17 protein-coding genes are annotated in these 16,921 nt (G+C 31.2%); 9 read left to right on the top strand and 8 right to left on the bottom strand.

The features are described 5' to 3' along the window. The first annotated feature begins 78 nt into the window (after positions 1 to 78). The 8 genes from LG649_RS04740 to LG649_RS04705 all read left to right on the top strand — a co-directional run bounded on the left by LG649_RS04740 (position 79) and on the right by LG649_RS04705 (position 9,174). The gene (locus LG649_RS04740; RefSeq protein ID WP_226541595.1) at positions 79 to 819 is read left to right on the top strand and encodes an SDR family oxidoreductase; all 741 of its coding nucleotides are present in this window, start codon (positions 79 to 81) and stop codon (positions 817 to 819) included. Between the two features lie 11 nt (positions 820 to 830). Continuing rightward, a complete protein-coding gene (locus tag LG649_RS04735; protein WP_226541593.1) occupies positions 831 to 1,304 on the top strand; it encodes a DUF1097 domain-containing protein in 474 nt (157 codons plus the stop codon). 45 nt (positions 1,305 to 1,349) lie between these two features. Further along, a complete protein-coding gene (locus LG649_RS04730) occupies positions 1,350 to 2,276 on the top strand; it encodes a helix-turn-helix domain-containing protein (protein ID WP_226541591.1) in 927 nt (308 codons plus the stop codon). A gap of 116 nt (positions 2,277 to 2,392) precedes the next feature. Further along, positions 2,393 to 2,911, top strand: coding sequence for a GbsR/MarR family transcriptional regulator (locus tag LG649_RS04725; RefSeq protein WP_226541589.1), 519 nt, complete (start codon positions 2,393 to 2,395; stop codon positions 2,909 to 2,911). An 8-nt stretch (positions 2,912 to 2,919) separates the two neighbouring features. Beyond that, positions 2,920 to 4,047: an efflux RND transporter periplasmic adaptor subunit gene (locus LG649_RS04720; RefSeq protein WP_226541587.1), complete on the top strand. Its 1,128-nt coding sequence runs from the start codon at positions 2,920 to 2,922 to the stop codon at positions 4,045 to 4,047. 22 nt (positions 4,048 to 4,069) lie between these two features. Then, positions 4,070 to 7,207, top strand: a complete 3,138-nt coding sequence (locus tag LG649_RS04715) for an efflux RND transporter permease subunit (protein ID WP_226541585.1) — start codon at positions 4,070 to 4,072, stop codon at positions 7,205 to 7,207. A 5-nt stretch (positions 7,208 to 7,212) separates the two neighbouring features. Further along, positions 7,213 to 8,631 (top strand): efflux transporter outer membrane subunit, encoded by a 1,419-nt coding sequence (locus tag LG649_RS04710; protein WP_226541582.1) that lies wholly within the window; start codon positions 7,213 to 7,215, stop codon positions 8,629 to 8,631. A 147-nt stretch (positions 8,632 to 8,778) separates the two neighbouring features. Next, positions 8,779 to 9,174, top strand: coding sequence for a hypothetical protein (locus tag LG649_RS04705; protein WP_226541580.1), 396 nt, complete (start codon positions 8,779 to 8,781; stop codon positions 9,172 to 9,174). Positions 9,175 to 9,259: 85 nt separating this feature from the next. Here the strand turns inward: LG649_RS04705 and LG649_RS04700 are convergent, their stop codons facing one another. The 5 genes from LG649_RS04700 to LG649_RS04680 all read right to left on the bottom strand — a co-directional run bounded on the left by LG649_RS04700 (position 9,260) and on the right by LG649_RS04680 (position 14,287). Continuing rightward, positions 9,260 to 9,718 (bottom strand): hypothetical protein, encoded by a 459-nt coding sequence (locus LG649_RS04700; RefSeq protein ID WP_226541569.1) that lies wholly within the window; start codon positions 9,716 to 9,718, stop codon positions 9,260 to 9,262. A gap of 94 nt (positions 9,719 to 9,812) precedes the next feature. Beyond that, on the bottom strand, positions 9,813 to 10,175 hold the full coding sequence (locus tag LG649_RS04695) for a hypothetical protein (RefSeq protein ID WP_226541567.1): 363 nt from the start codon (positions 10,173 to 10,175) through the stop codon (positions 9,813 to 9,815). A gap of 52 nt (positions 10,176 to 10,227) precedes the next feature. Further along, positions 10,228 to 11,229: an NAD(P)H-dependent glycerol-3-phosphate dehydrogenase gene (locus tag LG649_RS04690; protein WP_226541566.1), complete on the bottom strand. Its 1,002-nt coding sequence runs from the start codon at positions 11,227 to 11,229 to the stop codon at positions 10,228 to 10,230. Positions 11,230 to 11,325: 96 nt separating this feature from the next. Then, positions 11,326 to 12,504, bottom strand: a complete 1,179-nt coding sequence (locus LG649_RS04685; protein WP_226541563.1) for a helix-turn-helix domain-containing protein — start codon at positions 12,502 to 12,504, stop codon at positions 11,326 to 11,328. A 64-nt stretch (positions 12,505 to 12,568) separates the two neighbouring features. Further along, a complete protein-coding gene (locus LG649_RS04680) occupies positions 12,569 to 14,287 on the bottom strand; it encodes a T9SS type A sorting domain-containing protein (RefSeq protein ID WP_226541562.1) in 1,719 nt (572 codons plus the stop codon). 184 nt (positions 14,288 to 14,471) lie between these two features. Between LG649_RS04680 and LG649_RS04675 the strand changes: the two genes are divergently transcribed. After that, positions 14,472 to 15,416 (top strand): nicotinic acid mononucleotide adenyltransferase, encoded by a 945-nt coding sequence (locus LG649_RS04675; RefSeq protein ID WP_226541548.1) that lies wholly within the window; start codon positions 14,472 to 14,474, stop codon positions 15,414 to 15,416. Between the two features lie 125 nt (positions 15,417 to 15,541). Here the strand turns inward: LG649_RS04675 and LG649_RS04670 are convergent, their stop codons facing one another. The 3 genes from LG649_RS04670 to LG649_RS04660 form a co-directional block, all read right to left on the bottom strand. Next, the gene (locus LG649_RS04670; RefSeq protein WP_226541546.1) at positions 15,542 to 15,796 is read right to left on the bottom strand and encodes a PID-CTERM protein-sorting domain-containing protein; all 255 of its coding nucleotides are present in this window, start codon (positions 15,794 to 15,796) and stop codon (positions 15,542 to 15,544) included. 165 nt (positions 15,797 to 15,961) lie between these two features. Then, positions 15,962 to 16,258 (bottom strand): hypothetical protein, encoded by a 297-nt coding sequence (locus LG649_RS04665; RefSeq protein ID WP_226541544.1) that lies wholly within the window; start codon positions 16,256 to 16,258, stop codon positions 15,962 to 15,964. 85 nt (positions 16,259 to 16,343) lie between these two features. Then, positions 16,344 to 16,841: an archaeosortase/exosortase family protein gene (locus LG649_RS04660; protein ID WP_226541541.1), complete on the bottom strand. Its 498-nt coding sequence runs from the start codon at positions 16,839 to 16,841 to the stop codon at positions 16,344 to 16,346. Positions 16,842 to 16,921: the final 80 nt, after the last annotated feature.

Raw genomic sequence — 16,921 nt, 5'->3', positions numbered from 1 at the left:
CTAACTAATAAGCCGATTTGGAAAAGTTTAAGGCAACCACATAACTCATCTTTGTAACATAAATTAAAACAAAGTATTATGAGTAATTTAAAAGGAAAAGTGGCTTTAATAACAGGCTCTTCCAAAGGAATAGGTGCCCAAATTGCCAAAACGTTTGCGGAAAAAGGCGCAAAAGTTGTGGTTAATTATTCCGGAAGTAAAGCTGAGGCAGAACAAGTAGTTAGTACAATTTTAAAGGCTAATGGCGAGGCTATTTGTGTTAAAGCAGATGTAAGTAAAACCGGAGATGTTAACCAATTATTTGCCCAAAGTATAGCACATTTTGGCAAAATAGATATTTTGGTAAATAACGCTGGAGTTATGCTTAACAGTTTAATTTCTGAAGCTTCTGATGCTATTTTCGAAAAACAAATACAAATTAATTTAAAGGGTGTGTTTAACACACTGCGAGAAGCTTCAACCAAGTTAGCCGATAACGGAAGTGTCATTAATATTTCCTCTACAGTTACACGAACCAATTTTCCAACGTATGGCATATATTCAGCTACCAAAGCAGCGGTAGAACAGTTAAGCAAAGTATTTGCAAAAGAAGTTGGGCATCGTGGTATTAATGTAAATTGCGTTTTACCAGGGCCAACAGGAACCGATTTGTTTTTACAAGGAAAATCGGAAACCATAATAAATCAACTAGCTAATAGTAATGCATTTAAACGCCTTGGAACACCTACAGATGTTGCAAATATAGTAGTACAATTGGCAACTAACGAGTTTAAATGGATGTCTGCCCAAAGTGTTGGAGCAAACGGCGGAATGGCTTAAAATTACATATTATGAAACAGTTTTTATCTGCAATTATAATGGGTATTTGTGGCGCCGTAGCTACATATTTAGCTTTTTCGTTTAACTTACCAAGTTGGGTATTGTTTCTAGCTTGGGTAAGTTATTATTTATTTGGCAAATCGTTTAAATCGGCATTATTAACGTTGGTTCCAATATCTGCGGGAATAATTATGGGAACTTTAATATTAAGTTTTGGTGGCTTGTTAGGAGGTTATTTGGGTAAAATGGGTTTTCCCATAGCTGTATTTATATTTATTTCTGTACTTACCTATTTATCAAAAATTAAGTATTTAAATAATATTCCGGCTTGGTTTATGGGTTTAATTATATTTTTTGGCGTTCATCCGCATGTGCAAGTCATTTCAATTTTAAGTCTTTTTATACCAATTTTGTTAGGTCTAGCATTTGCTTTTATAAATGATACGTTAACTCAATTGATTTTTAAAACTTCTGTAAAACCATAACTATTTTATATTTAATTTTATAACTACCAAATTAGGGTTATTACAATGGAAAAGATAAAACACATAACAAAATTATCCGATTTTCATGTTTTTGCGAGCTTGCCATCACCAAAACATCCGCTAATCAGTTTAATAGATTTTAGTAAAGTGCAATTTCCAGAAGATATAAAAGGCTTAAAATTAGTTCAAAACTATTACACCATTGGTTTAAAGCGCAATGTGCCTTATAAGTTATTTTACGGGCAAAAAGAATATGATTTTAATGAAGGATTAATGACGTTTTTAGCACCCAACCAAGTTATGAGCATGGAGCGAAACCCGAATATAAATTTAAGTGGCCCGCTAAAACCTTCGGGCTACTTGCTTTTAATACACCCAGATTTTATTTGGAACTCTACATTAGCGAAAAGTATTAAGGATTATGATTATTTTAATTATGAAATAAATGAATCGTTGTTTCTTTCGGAAGATGAAGAGCATATGATGCTAAACATCTTTAAAAATATTGAAAAAGAATATCGAGCAAACATTGATAAATTCAGCCAAAAAATAATCATTTCTCAATTAGAGCTTCTTTTAAATTATGCCGAACGTTTTTATGAAAGGCAGTTTTTAACAAGAAACAAAACGAATCATCAGCTTTTAAGTCAAGTTGAAGCCTTTTTAGACAATTATTTTAAAAACGATAATTTAATTGAAGTTGGTTTGCCTTCAGTAGAAAAAATATCATCAGCATTAAATCTATCATCAAGTTACTTAAGTAGCATGTTAAAATCTCTAACAGGCATGTCTACACAACAGCATATTCATAATAAACTTATAGAAAAAGCAAAACAAGAATTAACAACTACTCAACTGTCAGTTAGTGAAATAGCCTATAAATTGGGGTTTGAGTATCCGTCTTCATTCAATAAATTATTTAAAAGTAAAACCGAAATGTCTCCAGTAGAATTCAGGAAAACGTTTAATTAATAATTCTTAAAATAGTTTTAACAACAAATTAACTTCGTTTAGTTCGGTTTGTTCCGAACTAGTTAATATTTTTGCAAAGAAATTACTTCGCAACTTATTTTGCGTTATTGTAATTAATGAAAAAAGGATATTTAATGAAAGGCATTTGTAAAGAAAAAATGGCTTTAGTTGAAAAACTAGGAGTGCATTTAGAAAATAGAGAATATTTAGCACCTGTAGCGGCAAGAATATTGGCTTATGTAATATTAACAGGTAAAAGAGGTACTACTTTCGATGAAATGGTGGAGGTTCTATGTGCTAGCAAAAGCACAATTTCAACGCATTTAAATCATTTACAAGATTTAAATAAAATTGAATATTTCACCAAAACAGGCGACAGAAAAAAATATTTTATTGTTAAAAAAGATATGATTGTTCATCATATTGATAGAATGATGGATCACTGGAGAGATGAACGAAAAATACATTTAGAAATAAAAGATTATAAAAATTTAATTAACGAAAATAAAATTGAAAAAGAAGAAGAAAAGTTTGATTTAAATTTTCACAATGATTACATCAAGTTCATAGATAGTGCAACTCTAGCTGTAAAAGAATTAAAAGATAAAATATTAGATAACCAAAAAATATCATAACCATTATTATGAAACAAAATAGATTAGTAGCAGTAATCTCGCTAAGTGTTTTCTTAGTGATTTTAAGTTGTGGGAATAGCGAACAGAAGCAGGCGGCACCAGCACCGCCTGCTACTTTTCCTGTAGCGAAAGTAGAGCAAAAAACTGTAACGGGTTATAACGAATATCCCGCAACTATTGAAGGGGTTGTAAACAGTGATGTTCGCGCTAAAACCACCGGATATTTAGAAAAAGTTTTTGTAGATGAAGGCCAAAAAGTACGAAAAGGCCAACCATTATTTAAGCTAGAAACGCAGTCGTTAAGTCAAGATGCAAGTGCAGCAAGAGCAAGAGTTAATCAAGCTCAAGTAGAGGTAGATAAACTTATTCCTTTAGTTGAAAAAAATATTATTAGCCCTGTACAATTAGAAACCGCTAAAGCTAATTTAGCACAAGCCAAGGCAAGTTATAGTAGTGTTTCAGAAAATATAAATTACGCCACCATAAAAAGTCCAATTAATGGTTACGTTGGCGCTATTAATTTTAGAGAAGGTGCACTAATTAGCCCTAACGATGCTACACCATTAACAACAGTTAGCGAAATAGAACAGGTTTATGCTTTTTTTAGTTTTAACGAAGCGCAATATATCGATCATTTACAACGATCGGAAGGTCGTACTAAAGCGGAACGTATAAAAATGTCGCCAGATTTAACTTTAATTTTAGCAAACGGCACAGAATATTCCGAAAAAGGGCGCATTCAAACCAGTACAGGACAAATAAACCAAAGTACAGGAACCATTCAAATAAGAGCCGCTTTTAATAATCCTAACGAAATTTTAACCAACGGTAACAGCGGAAAAATTAAATTTCCAATAGAATATAAAGACGCCATTGTAGTACCACAATCTGCAACTTTTGAGCAACAAGGTAATATAATGATTTACAAACTTGGAGCCGATAATAAAGTGGGCACATCAATTTTAAAAGTAAAAGGATCGGTAGATAATCTTTATGTTGTGGAGTCTGGTTTAAAAGCCAATGACAAAATTGTAGTTTCTGGAGTTGGTAAACTTAGAAATGGCCAGGAAATTACGCCTCAAGAAATGGCTTTCGACGAAGCTATAAAGCCCATAGCAGTACTTTTTAAAAACTAATTAATCCTCAAAAATAATAGTCATGTTAAAAACATTTATTGAAAGACCAGTGCTTTCAACAGTAATCTCTATTATCATAGTTATGCTAGGGGTTATTAGTATAACAACCTTACCTATAGAGGAATATCCAGATATTGCACCGCCAACTATTAAAGTATCAGCAACTTATACAGGAGCTAATGCCGAAACCGTTTTAGAGAGTGTAATTATTCCTATTGAAGAACAAATAAACGGTGTAGAAGGCATGACGTACATGACCTCTACAGCTTCAAATACAGGAACTGCAGAAATTACGGTGTATTTCGACCAAGAAATGGATGCAGATATTGCTGCTGTAAACGTGCAAAACCGTGTTGCTAGAGCGGCACCGTTATTACCGCAAGAAGTTACTCAAACTGGTGTTACTACCCAAAAACAAGAAACAAGTGCATTAATGTTTGTTTCTATGTATTCAGAAAGCGAAAATTACGATGCCACGTTTATTCAAAACTATTTAAAAATAAACGTTATTCCGGCTATGCAGCGTATTAGTGGTGTGGGCGATGTAAGCGTTTTTTCGCAACAAGATTATGCCATGCGAATTTGGTTAAATCCGCAAAAATTAGCAGCATATAATTTAATTCCTTCTGATATTTCAGCCGTTTTAGCCGAACAAAATTTAGAAGCAGCGGCAGGATCTTTAGGTGAAAATAACGGGGAATCGTTTTCGTATGCTTTACGCTATAGCGGAAGATTTAAAAACGAAAGTCAGTACAGCGATATTGTTGTAAAAGCCTTAGGAAACGGTGAGTATTTACGATTAAAAGATGTTGCAACCATCGAGCTTGATGCACAATCGTATGCATCGAACGCTATGAGTTTAGGAAATCCCGCAGTATTTATGGGAATTTTTCAAACCAAAGGATCGAACGCACAAGAAATAATTGAAGGTATAAAATCAACTTTAGAAACCGTTAAAGCCGATTTACCAGAAGGTTTAGATATTTTTATTCCTTACGATACCAGTTTATTCTTAAATGCATCAATAGACAAAGTAATTCACACCCTTATTGAAGCATTTATTCTGGTTTTTATAGTAGTATTCATCTTTTTACAAGATTTTAGGTCTACTTTAATTCCGGCTATTGCCGTACCTGTTTCTATTATTGGTACATTCTTTTTCTTAAATATTTTTGGGTATTCCATTAACCTTTTAACCTTATTCGCATTAGTACTAGCCATTGGTATTGTAGTAGATGATGCCATTGTAGTCGTTGAGGCTGTTCATGCTAAAATGGACGACGGGGAACACAATCCTAAAAAAGCCACATTAAAAGCCATGAGTGAAATATCAGGCGCTATTATTTCCATTACTTTGGTTATGGCTGCCGTATTTATTCCGGTAACTTTTGTAACAGGACCAACCGGTGTTTTTTATGAGCAGTTTGGTGTAACTTTAATTATATCCATTTTAATTTCAGCGGTAAATGCATTAACCTTAAGTCCGGCATTATGTGCCTTATTATTAAAAGAGCATAAAGACGATGAAGCATTAAAAGGAAAAAATCCGCTACAGCGTTTTTATACATTATTTAACCGCGGATTTAATGCTACGGTTAACAAATACGGAAAATCACTTCAATTTTTATACAAGAAAAAATTTGTTTCTGTTGTGTTAATTATAATTGCTGGTATTGGTATTTACTGGGCATCAAATACCACTCCAACAGGTTTTGTACCAAGTGAAGACCGCGGAATTATTTTTGCAAATATAGAATTGCCTGCTGGCGCGTCGTTAGACAGAACCGATGCTGTAGCTAGAAAATTATATTCTAAAATTGAAGGTTTAGATGGCATAACAGGCGTAAACTTTATTAAAGGTAGAAGTTTAATTTCTGGAACTGGTACTAACTTTGGTTTTGGTATTATAAAACTTGATGATTGGAGCGAACGTGAAGACGAAGCCCTTTCTGTGCAAGCATTAACAGGAAAGCTTTTTGGAATTGCTGCAACAGTGCCAGAGGCTAATATTATATTCTTTTCACCACCAAGTATTCGAGGTTTTGGTAATGCTTCAGGTTTCGAAGTAAATTTATTAGATAAGTTTGGCGGAGAGTTTACCGATTTAGATAAAGCAAACAAAGATTTTTCTATGGCTTTAATGAGTCATCCCGAAATTAAGTATGCAACATCATCATTCAGTACAAACTATCCGCAATACGAAATGGAAGTTAATGTACCATTGGCAAAAGAAAAAGGCGTTTCTGTTACCAGTATTTTTGCCACATTACAAGGTTATATTGGAGGTATTTATGCTTCAGATTTTTCACGATTTGGGAAACAGTTTAGAGTATACATTCAAGCTTTACCAGAAGATAGAGCAGATGAAAGTGCGCTTAATAGCATGTATGTAAGAACGAATTCGGGGCAAATGACGCCCATTACAGAGTTTGTAAAACTAAAGCGTGTTTACGGGCCACAATCTGTAACTCGTTTTAACTTACTAAACTCAACAAATATTACCGGAGCTACAAATGATGGTTACAGTACTGGTGATGCTATTAGAGTTATAGAAGAAGAAGTTGCAAAACTACCAAGTAATTATACCGTAGCTTATTCCGGATTAACCCGAGAAGAAGTAAATGCAGGTAGCCAAACTACCTTTATTTTTATTTTAAGTATTCTATTTGTGTACTTTTTATTAAGTGCGCAATACGAAAGTTACTTGTTGCCTTTTGCGGTTATTTTATCCTTACCATTTGGTGTATTTGGAGCCTACATAAGTACTAAGTTTTTAGGTTTAGAAAACAACATTTATTTCCAAATTGCTTTAATAATGCTTATTGGGTTATTGGCAAAAAATGCCATTCTTATTGTTGAAATCGCTTTACAGAAAAGGAGGCAAGGCGAATCTATTGTAGAAGCGGCAATCGATGGAGCAAAATCGCGTTTACGTCCTATTTTAATGACCTCGTTTGCATTTATTCTAGGTTTAATGCCATTAGTTTTAGCAACAGGCGTAGGATCGGAAGGAAACAGATCTATTGGTTCTGGAGCTGTTGGCGGATTATTAATTGGTACTATTTTAGGGGTTTTTGTAATTCCTATACTATTTATATTCTTCCAGTGGTTACAAGAAAAAATTTCGGGTAAATCAGTAGTTCAAACTATAGAATCTTAAAAACAATGAAAACAAATAAAAAATATAAAACCATAAGTAAAGGCGCTTTATTGTTGGTTGTTGTTGTAACCTTACAAAGTTGTTTTGTAGCGAAAGATTACGAACGTCCTGATGTTACACCAGAAACCGAAGCACTATTTAGAACCGAAAATTTACCACAAGACAGTGTGTCTATGGCAAATGTATCGTGGAAAACCATGTTTACAGATAAATACCTTCAACAGTATATTGAAGAAGGTTTACAAAATAACATGGATATTCGAATTGCATTACAGCAAATACAATCGGCAACAGCTTATGCAAAAGAAGGAAAAGCTGGTTATTTCCCTTCTTTAGATTTAGGAGCAAATGTTACACACCAAGAACTCTCGGAAAACAGTCAATTTGGTTCTTTATTTACAGGAGGAATTGATACATACGATATTACTGCAAGTTTATCTTGGGAAGCCGATATTTGGGGTAAAATACGAAGTAACCGAAGAGCAACCCAAGCAGCATATCTACAAACAGTTTCTGCGCATCAATTAGTAAAAACCGAGCTTATTTCAAATATAGCAAATACGTATTATAATTTATTAGCGCTCGATGCACAGTTAGAAGTTACCAAACAAACAATTGAAACCAGAAGAATAGGTGTAGAAACTATAAAGGCTTTAAAAGACGCCGGACAAGTAACACAAGTAGCTGTCGATCAAAATATAGCGCAATATAACAACGCAAGGTCTTTACAAGTAGATTTAGAAGCCGCTATTTTTAAAACAGAAAATACCTTGAGTATTTTATTAGGAAAAACACCTCAAAAATTTGAAAGAAGCCGTTTAGATTCACAAAATATAGAATCGGAAATTAAGCTTGGTATTCCTGCACAATTACTTAGCAATAGGCCAGATGTTATGGCTGCAGAATATGGTTTAATTCAAAGTTTTGAGTTAACTAATGTGGCAACTAGCAATTTATATCCATCCCTAACCTTAACAGCATCAGCTGGTTTAGAAAGTTTAGAGCTCGATAAATTATTAAACGTTAATTCCTTATTCGCAACAGTAGTTGGTGGTATTGCGCAACCTATTTTTAATAAAAGACATCTTAAAACATTAAAAGAAGTTGCCAAAGCCGATCAAGAACAAGCATTACTAAGCTTTAAAAAAACGCTTTTAATTGCAGGTAGCGAAGTATCGAACGCATTATACACATACGAAGCAGAAACTAAAAAGTATGAGTTTATTAAACTTGAGGTAGAAGCTTTAAGAGCTGCCGAAACAAACTCTGAAGAATTGCTTAAAAACGGTTATGCCAATTACTTAGATTTATTAACGGCGCGCCAAAGTGCTTTAAGTGCAGAGTTAAGTATTATAGATAGTAAATTACAGCAATTAACATCGGTTGTAAATTTATATGAAGCCTTAGGAGGCGGATGGAAATAATATATTTTTTAATATGAGATAAAGACAAGTGTAAATTTGTTTTTAATGTTGTGATTAATTATTGATGAAAAGGGACTTAATTTTTTAAGTCCTTTTTTATGAGGTATAATTAAAAGCGTATTTAAACAGTTTATCTATTTTTGTACTATGAAGAAAGATATAAATATACCCGAAGTAAAAGATGTTCATGTTGCTGTGGTGCAAGAAGAGCATTTAGAGTATAAAACGCAAGATTGGAATGCTTATATTATAAATAATACTGATAAAGAATTAGATACCGTTCTTATTGTATCGCAAGGTTATAACGAAACTAAAATGACGCCACCAATGCGCCATACCATAGCCAAATTACCAGCACGTAGTTACGCCAAAATTGAATATATGCAAGAAAAGGTTTTAGAACTTAACAACTCGTTTAAAATCACCTTTTTTGAAGGTAATCAAATGTTCGATAAAACCTATTTATTTAGAAAAAACACCATTAATAACAAAGCTTTAAGGCCTTTGCCTCTTATGCAATTAAAAGGTGTTTTGGTTAAGTAATATTTAATCAAGAAATAAAAAAAATCTGTTATTCTTTTAAAGTTTAGAATAACAGATTTTTTATTTTAAAACCTTTGCTATTTTATTAAGCCGCAGCCAATTTTATTTTCTGGTTAAAGGTATTTACCCATTTTTCTGAAAAAGGAATTTCCCCGTTTAAAGGCGGATCTACTTCATCATCAAAAATATTAAACGTTATTTTTTTATTAGAAAACTGATGAAAAACTATATCTGCATTTAGTACAACTTTTTCAGTTCTATCTTTATTAATGTTTAAATAACATTGATTGGTGTTTTTTAAATCTACAACAGTATGCGCTTCGCCTTTAATAAAAAAAGCAAATTCTAAATTGTTATCAATTCCAATAATAGAATCATTAAAAATTTCGAAACTTCCTACCTGGAAATTATGTTTATTAGCTATTGTATTTAAGTTTTTAATTAATGCTTTTTTGTTTCTTCTTTTTATAATTGAAAATATTACAAATGGCGCAAAGCAAATTAATGCTATAACAAGGCCAATTACGGTACTTTTAGTATCCATTTTTATAAGTTTTTAGTTAAATAAGTGTGTGTTTATTTGTGCCTTAAACGTTTATTTAAGACATAAATATTTAAAACGAAAAAAAGAATACGGTTTACCAGTGGTAGTGAAACGGAAAAATTATATCGGTTTTTGTAAAAGGAACACCAATTATATTTTGATGTTTAAATTTAACCTTGCAAGTGTTGGTGTATAAAGCTTCAAACGATTTTGAAACATTAAAAGGAAGCTTATAAAGCGGAACAAGGTTTTGTGGTGTAGTAGCAGATTGTACTAAGTTAATTACAGTACTTTCTAAACTTTTTGTTGTAATAGAAGGTGCATCTGGAGCGTAAAGCTTCCAAATGTTGTCTTCTTGGGCTTGTTCAAATTTAGTGGTTTGTGAATCGTTGTTTTCTAACGAAAAACCATAAGTAGAAAAGCTAAGTAATAAAAGTAAATAAATTAACTTTTTCATCCTGCAAAAGTAGCTAATACTAAGGTAGTTTGTTTAATTAGTAGTGTTAAAATTAATCTAACTTTTCGGTAAGTTTTTTAAAGACTTTTTTGGGGTTTTTGTTTTCGTATAAAATATCGTAAACCGCATTTATTATAGGAAGTTGGGTTTTTTTGTTGTTTTTCTGGTTAAGTAAATGTGCGCTTTTTGTAGCATAATAACCTTCGGCAACCATATTCATTTCCATTTGTGCAGATTTTACAGTGTACCCCTTTCCAATCATGTTACCAAACATTCTGTTTCTAGAAAAAACAGAATAGCCAGTTACTAATAAATCGCCTAAATAAGCCGAGTTATTAATATTACGTTTCATTTTATGCATTTTTTTAATAAAACGTTTCATTTCACGAATAGAGTTACTCATTAAAACACTCTGGAAATTATCGCCATAACCTAAACCATGGGCTATTCCAGCTGCAATGGCATAAATGTTTTTTAGCATAACGGCGTATTCTACACCAATAATATCATCACTAATTTTTGTGTTTATATAATCGCTACTTAAATTTTTGGCAATAGCTTTTGCTTTGTTTGAGTCTGAGCAGGAGATGGTTAAATATGATAAGCGCTCCAGAGCAACTTCTTCGGCATGACAAGGTCCTGCGATTACTGCAATATTATCGTAAGGCACATTGTAAAAGTTATGAAAATGTTCGCCTACCAACAAACCACTTTCTGGCATTATACCTTTAATAGCCGAAACAATTGTTTTTTCAGAAATATCTATAGTTAATTTTTCTAACTCGCTGTGTATAAATGCAGAGGGAATAACAAAAATTAAAACATCGGCGTATTCTGCAATTTCGTTTATATCGTTACTAAGTTTTAGTTGCTCTAAATGAAACTCAACCGAGCTTAAATAATTAGGGTTATGTTGTTCTCTTAACAAATGCTCTTTGGTGTAAACACTACGCATGTACCAGCCTACTTCATTTAAATTTTCGCACAGCATTTTAACAATGGCAGTGGCCCAACTTCCGGCACCAAAAACAGCGTATTTTAAAGGTTTTTCCATTTAAAAATATTCAAATTATATTTTTCAAAAGTACATAAAATTATATGTAAATAGAATTTACAGTTTTAGCAGATTATTAAGTTTTACTTAATTATCTTAAGAGACGTTTTGATATTTTTTACTGTATGTAGAAGGTGAAACACCTTCTTTTTGTTTAAAAATTCTATAAAAACTGGCTTTCGATTTAAAACCAGCATCATAGGCAATAGATATTATTGTGTATTTTTCAGCATCGCCACTTTCAAATCTTTTCTTAACATTTTCAATTCTGTAATGGTTTACTAAATCATAAAAATTTGTATTTAAATGATGGTTTAGCAATTCTGAAAGTTTTTTATTAGATATGCCTATTTGTTCGGCAAGTTCGGTTAAGTTAAGCTCTTCGTTTAAGTATACCTTTTCTTTAGTTAATAAAAGGTATAGTTTGTTTTTTAAATTTTCAATTTCGACTGAGTTTAAATTATCTAAACGTCTTATTTTATGCTTTTCTTCTTTTATATTGTTTAATACAACTTGCTTTTCTGTATTTGTGTATAAATTATCTAGCAAAAAGCTTGGTATAAAAATTTGAGATTGATATAAGCCTTTATAGCCCAAATAAATGTATAAACAGAAAAATAAAAAGGCAATTATGGTACCTATATTAAAAGTATTAATGGTATGAAATATTTCGTAAATACTCAATAAAATATCAAAAACCACAACAGTTAAAAAACCAATAATAAAATGTTTGTACCATTTTAAATTTTGAGAAGAAACGTGAGAATAATTTTGTTGAATAGAAAGCTTTAATCTTTTAAGAAAAGATAACGTTTTAAATATGTAAAATATAACAAACAAATTTTCTATAATATTAAAAGGAATTTCAAGAACAATGTATAAGTTATGGTAAGTCGATAAATAATTTGTTGTTACAGCAATAGATAAGGGAATGTTGAATAGAATAAATACTATAAAAAAAGGAATTAAACTTTTAATATATGGCTTTATAATAACCTCTTTTTTAAAAACTAAAGATTTTACTAAAAATAAAAATGAAGGCCCTAAAAGGTAGCCAACACCATGCCCAAAAAGTATTGAAATTCCTGCTAATAACTTTATTTTATGTAAAAAGGCATAATAATATAAAAGGAAGAAAAACGCGTTTATAAAAAATATGGTTAATATTTTTTTTGAAAAATGAACTTTAGATTTTAATAGAATTAAAATTAAAAATGCTAAAAAAGACATTCCAGCGATTAAAAAAAAATCGGTAAACATTTCCCAACTATCCATGTTTCGAATATAGAAAGGATAAATATTGTCACCAAAAATTATCGTTGGAATGTCCTAAATAACTTTATTTTTTTAAAAATTTAAATGTGTTTTGATTGTTTATAGAAAAAAAGTAAACCCCGCTATTTAAAGTGTTTAAATTTATTTTCTCTTTATTTTCTGTAACCCCACTTAAAATAGGTTTCCCGTTTATATCAAAAATTATATAATTTAATTTCTCGTTAAGGTTATTTTTAGATACTATTAAATAATCACTTGTTGGATTAGGGTATATTTTAAAATTGGTTTGTAAAGTGTTTGTTTTTGTGCTTAACACCGTGTTATTAGATAGCCTTAAAATATAATTATCTCTAAAACCTAAAGAGGTAATTGATATGTTTTCAGACGAGAACGGACTAATATTAACTGTTTCTTTAAACGAACCTCCTAAAATAATATTATCGTTATCATCTATAACTAATGATTGCGTGTCTACAGCATCTAAACCTCCAAATTGATGTGCAGATAAATAGTCACCAGAGTCGTTCATAGCTATTAAAAAATTTTCTTGAGCATTTGTTGTTTGCTTAGTTAGGTTAAAACTGCCTACATTAAGGGTTTCACCAAAAAAGCCAGCAATGTGTAAAATGTTGTTAGAGTCTGTATCTACTGCAAAGCTATATACCGAGCTATTTGCACCATCTATTTCTTTTATCCATTTTACATTATTGTTATTAAAGTCTACTTTCGCAATGAATCCTTCATAATTATTATCTGAGTTTAAGTTAAATTCATTTGAAGATCCAGTATTCGATGTTAGTATACCTCCATAATGCCCTGTTAGGTATACATAATTGTTTATACCTACAGCTAAAGACATACCAATGGCACTAGACTCAGCTTCTCCAATTTTAATAACATTAATAAAATTACCATTAGTATCTAGTTTTAAAGCAAAAATAGCTTTGTACCCTTCTGTGGTATCTAAAATTACAGGACTTCCCATAAAAAACGGTTCGTAAAATGTGGCACTATCTCTGTATTGCCCGGTAATATAAATTTCGCTATTACTGGTTACCTCCATGTCAATAGAAATATCGGAGTCGGGTCCTCCTACACTATACATCCAACTATAATAGCCAGATGCATCAAACTTCATTATAAAAATATCATTACTACCTTTAGATGATATAAAATCTGTTCCAGCAGCATGATCTATTGATATGCTACCACTATAAAATCCAGTAACGTAAACATTTCCATTTATATCTGTTTCTACATCATAAATATTTTCAAAACTATTTTCGGTAGCTCCAAATGAAGTTGCCCAAATAAATTCGCCATTGCTATCAAGTTTTACAATAAACATTTCATAGCTGTTAGAAGTTAATATAAACTCTCCATTTCCTGGGTCTGCATCAAACTCACCAGCTTCAAAATAACCTGTTATAATTACATTTCCATTAGCATCTACAGCAACACTTCTAGGTATAACAGAATGGTAGTCGTTTATATCTCCATCGTTAGGTTGTCCAAATGACTTAGCCCAAAGTATAGTGCCGTTAGCATCGGTTTTAGTAACAAAACCATTAAAGTAGCCTATACTGTTTAGTGTTATCTCATCAAAATGCGATGTGTTGGCAAAATAACCTGTAGAATAAGTATTGCTGTTTGCATCTGTATCTACAGAAAGTATAACATCTTCTGATGTTCCTCCAATTTGCTTAACCCAATCTATATTTTGGGAATGAGTAATGTGTGAGAAAGCTAGATAAATAAATAAGAAAGTAAAAGTTTTGTTCATGCTGTTGTGTTATTAGTTACTATACAAGCAAAGAAATTAATTTCGTATAATAAAAGGTTCTTATTGGAAGCATTGATACTTTTTTATGCATTGTAATAGCGCTTTAAAAGAGAGAATTATTAAGATTATAATTTTTGGCACGCGTTTTGAAATCTTACAAACAGAAACCATAAACTATTTGATTATGAAAGCAATAAAATTACTTTTAAGTTTTGCCCTAATTTCTTTAATGTTTACTTCGTGTTATACTGAAGTAGTAATAGATGATTTTGATGATAGACCAATTTCTGTAAATGAGCTATTAAGCAGTTATGAGCTATGGTATGTAGATATTAATTCTACATTAGGTTATGGTGAAACTCCTTTTTTACAAAAAGCCTTTACGATTTCGTTTATAAATGGAGTTGTTTATGCCAATAACAATATTGTAGGTTTAGGTAGTAGCGGAAATGGATATGGTATAGATGTTGGTACATACGATGCATATAGTATGATTTTAGATGTAATACATGATATTGATGGTTTTGAAACTTTTGATGTATACCAAATAGATAACAATACTATTGAGTTGTACAACCCGCATAGCGATACTTCATATTTTTTAGATGGATACCAACGTAGTAATTTTGATTACGATTATGTGTTTTACGACAATATTCATTATTTCTTGCAAGAGTATGAAGCTTGGGAAAAAACATACACCAGTAATTTTGGAGTCATAAATGAGTTTGATGCTGAAAATTATTTACAATTTTTAGCTGGCGGAAACGATTCGGAATTTAGAAGTTCACAAGATGTAGGTATATCTAACCCTAATAATTTATACTGGGATTATACAGGTGTTTACGCTGTGACTGATGTAGCAGGAGATTTTTATTTAAAAACTTTAACATTAGATTATGATTACTTAGGCAATGAATATTTTGAATTGAGCGTTATTAACGACCAAAGAATAGAGCTGTATCATCCTAATTCTGGAACGATATATGAATTTACAGGACGTGGATATATACAATTTTTAAAAACAGAAACAAATAAAGAGGATTTAGAAAATCCAAACGCAGATAAAAAACGTAAATATAGAAAAGATAAAGTAAATAACCCTAGAGAGAGTAATAGGGTTATATAAAATTTTGGTTGGTTATTTAGTTAAGAAGCCGTTTAAAACAACTTGTTTTAAGCGGTTTCTTTTTTATAGTATAAGAAAGGGCGTTTTATAAACGCCCTTTAACTTTTTAAGATAAAGCAATAAGATTACTTGTTATCGCGTAATTTTTTCACTCCAAAAGCGGCAGCACCTAAAACTAAAATACCAAGACCACCATCTAAAGGAACAGAATCGTGAGAACCTTTTTTGTCTCCACGACGACTATCACGACGAGAATCTTTTTTGTTATCTCTTTTATTATCTCTTTTGTTATTTTTTCCGCCAAATGCACTTGCATTTACACTAAATAATAAAGCAGCAATAAAAGTAGCTGATACTAAAATTGAACTATTTCTTTTCATAAGTTATATTTAATTAAATAATAATAGCAAATCAAATTTAATGTCTTATTATGTTTTATCTTAAAATTTTCGATGTACATAATTGTTTAACCCATAAAAGTTGTTAAAATAACAATAGGTGTCGTTAAAAAGCATTTTTATTCGTTAAAAAGAATAATTTTACAATCAGTGTGTTCTTTTCAAACTTCTGTTTAATAGTCCCATAGCTACATATAAAACTGGTGAAATAAGTATTTCTTGAATATTATGCGCAAATTCTTTTAATGATCGAGGTATTTCCATTATAAACCAATCGAATAAACCTAAGCTAGTTATAATAATTAAACCAGCAATATGGACTAAGTGCCATATCGTTGCCATCCAAGATTCCTGAATTTTACCTAAATGAAATGTTCCTATAAAATAAACGCCTATTGTAACTCCAAATCTTACTAAGTGAAATGTTAATTTGGGTAGATCCATCCAGCTCTTATCTTCAGTAATAAAAAAAAGATAATACCATGAATAGACTAAAATTATTAAAATAAGGCCAACTGCAAAGCGAGTTTTATCCGATTTGTAAAGATTCATTAGAATTTTTAAAATTAATATTACGTGAAAAACGCATCCATATTAAAAGTGTAAAAGTGTATACTATGGCTTTGAAAAGGAAATGATGAGCGAAATCAAAATAGGCATGATAATATTCACGTAAATATATTAATCCCATACATCTAAAAATGTTTATTAAGTCTATTAAAATTACGCCTAAAACAATATATATAACTTTGCGCCAAAACTTTGAAGGCATACAAATAATAAAACCAATATACAGAATGAAAAGTTCTAAAGCGTTACAGTTATCTGCTATGTATAAAACAAGCGTGTCATTATGAAAAATTTGAGATGCAATTTCTCGAACTTCTAATTCTCCATCAACCAAATATGTCGATAATTTTCTCTCAGACCTAAAACCACTCATTGGGCTAAAATTATTAAGTAGATATGCTGAAGCTTTACCTACATGAGTAGTTAAAGGATGGTCTAAAATTTTAGAATCTGACAAATAAAAGCCATAGAGTAATTTCCAAACAACAAAAATTAATAAGGCCTTTCCGAGGAAAAGCCTTATTGGTTTTGGTATAT

The sequence above is a fragment of the Neotamlana laminarinivorans genome (assembly GCF_020523925.1).
In the GTDB taxonomy this organism is placed as follows: domain Bacteria; phylum Bacteroidota; class Bacteroidia; order Flavobacteriales; family Flavobacteriaceae; genus Neotamlana; species Neotamlana laminarinivorans.
Note: the sequence above shows the minus strand (reverse complement) of the source record. Positions and strands in the feature narration are given on the sequence as shown.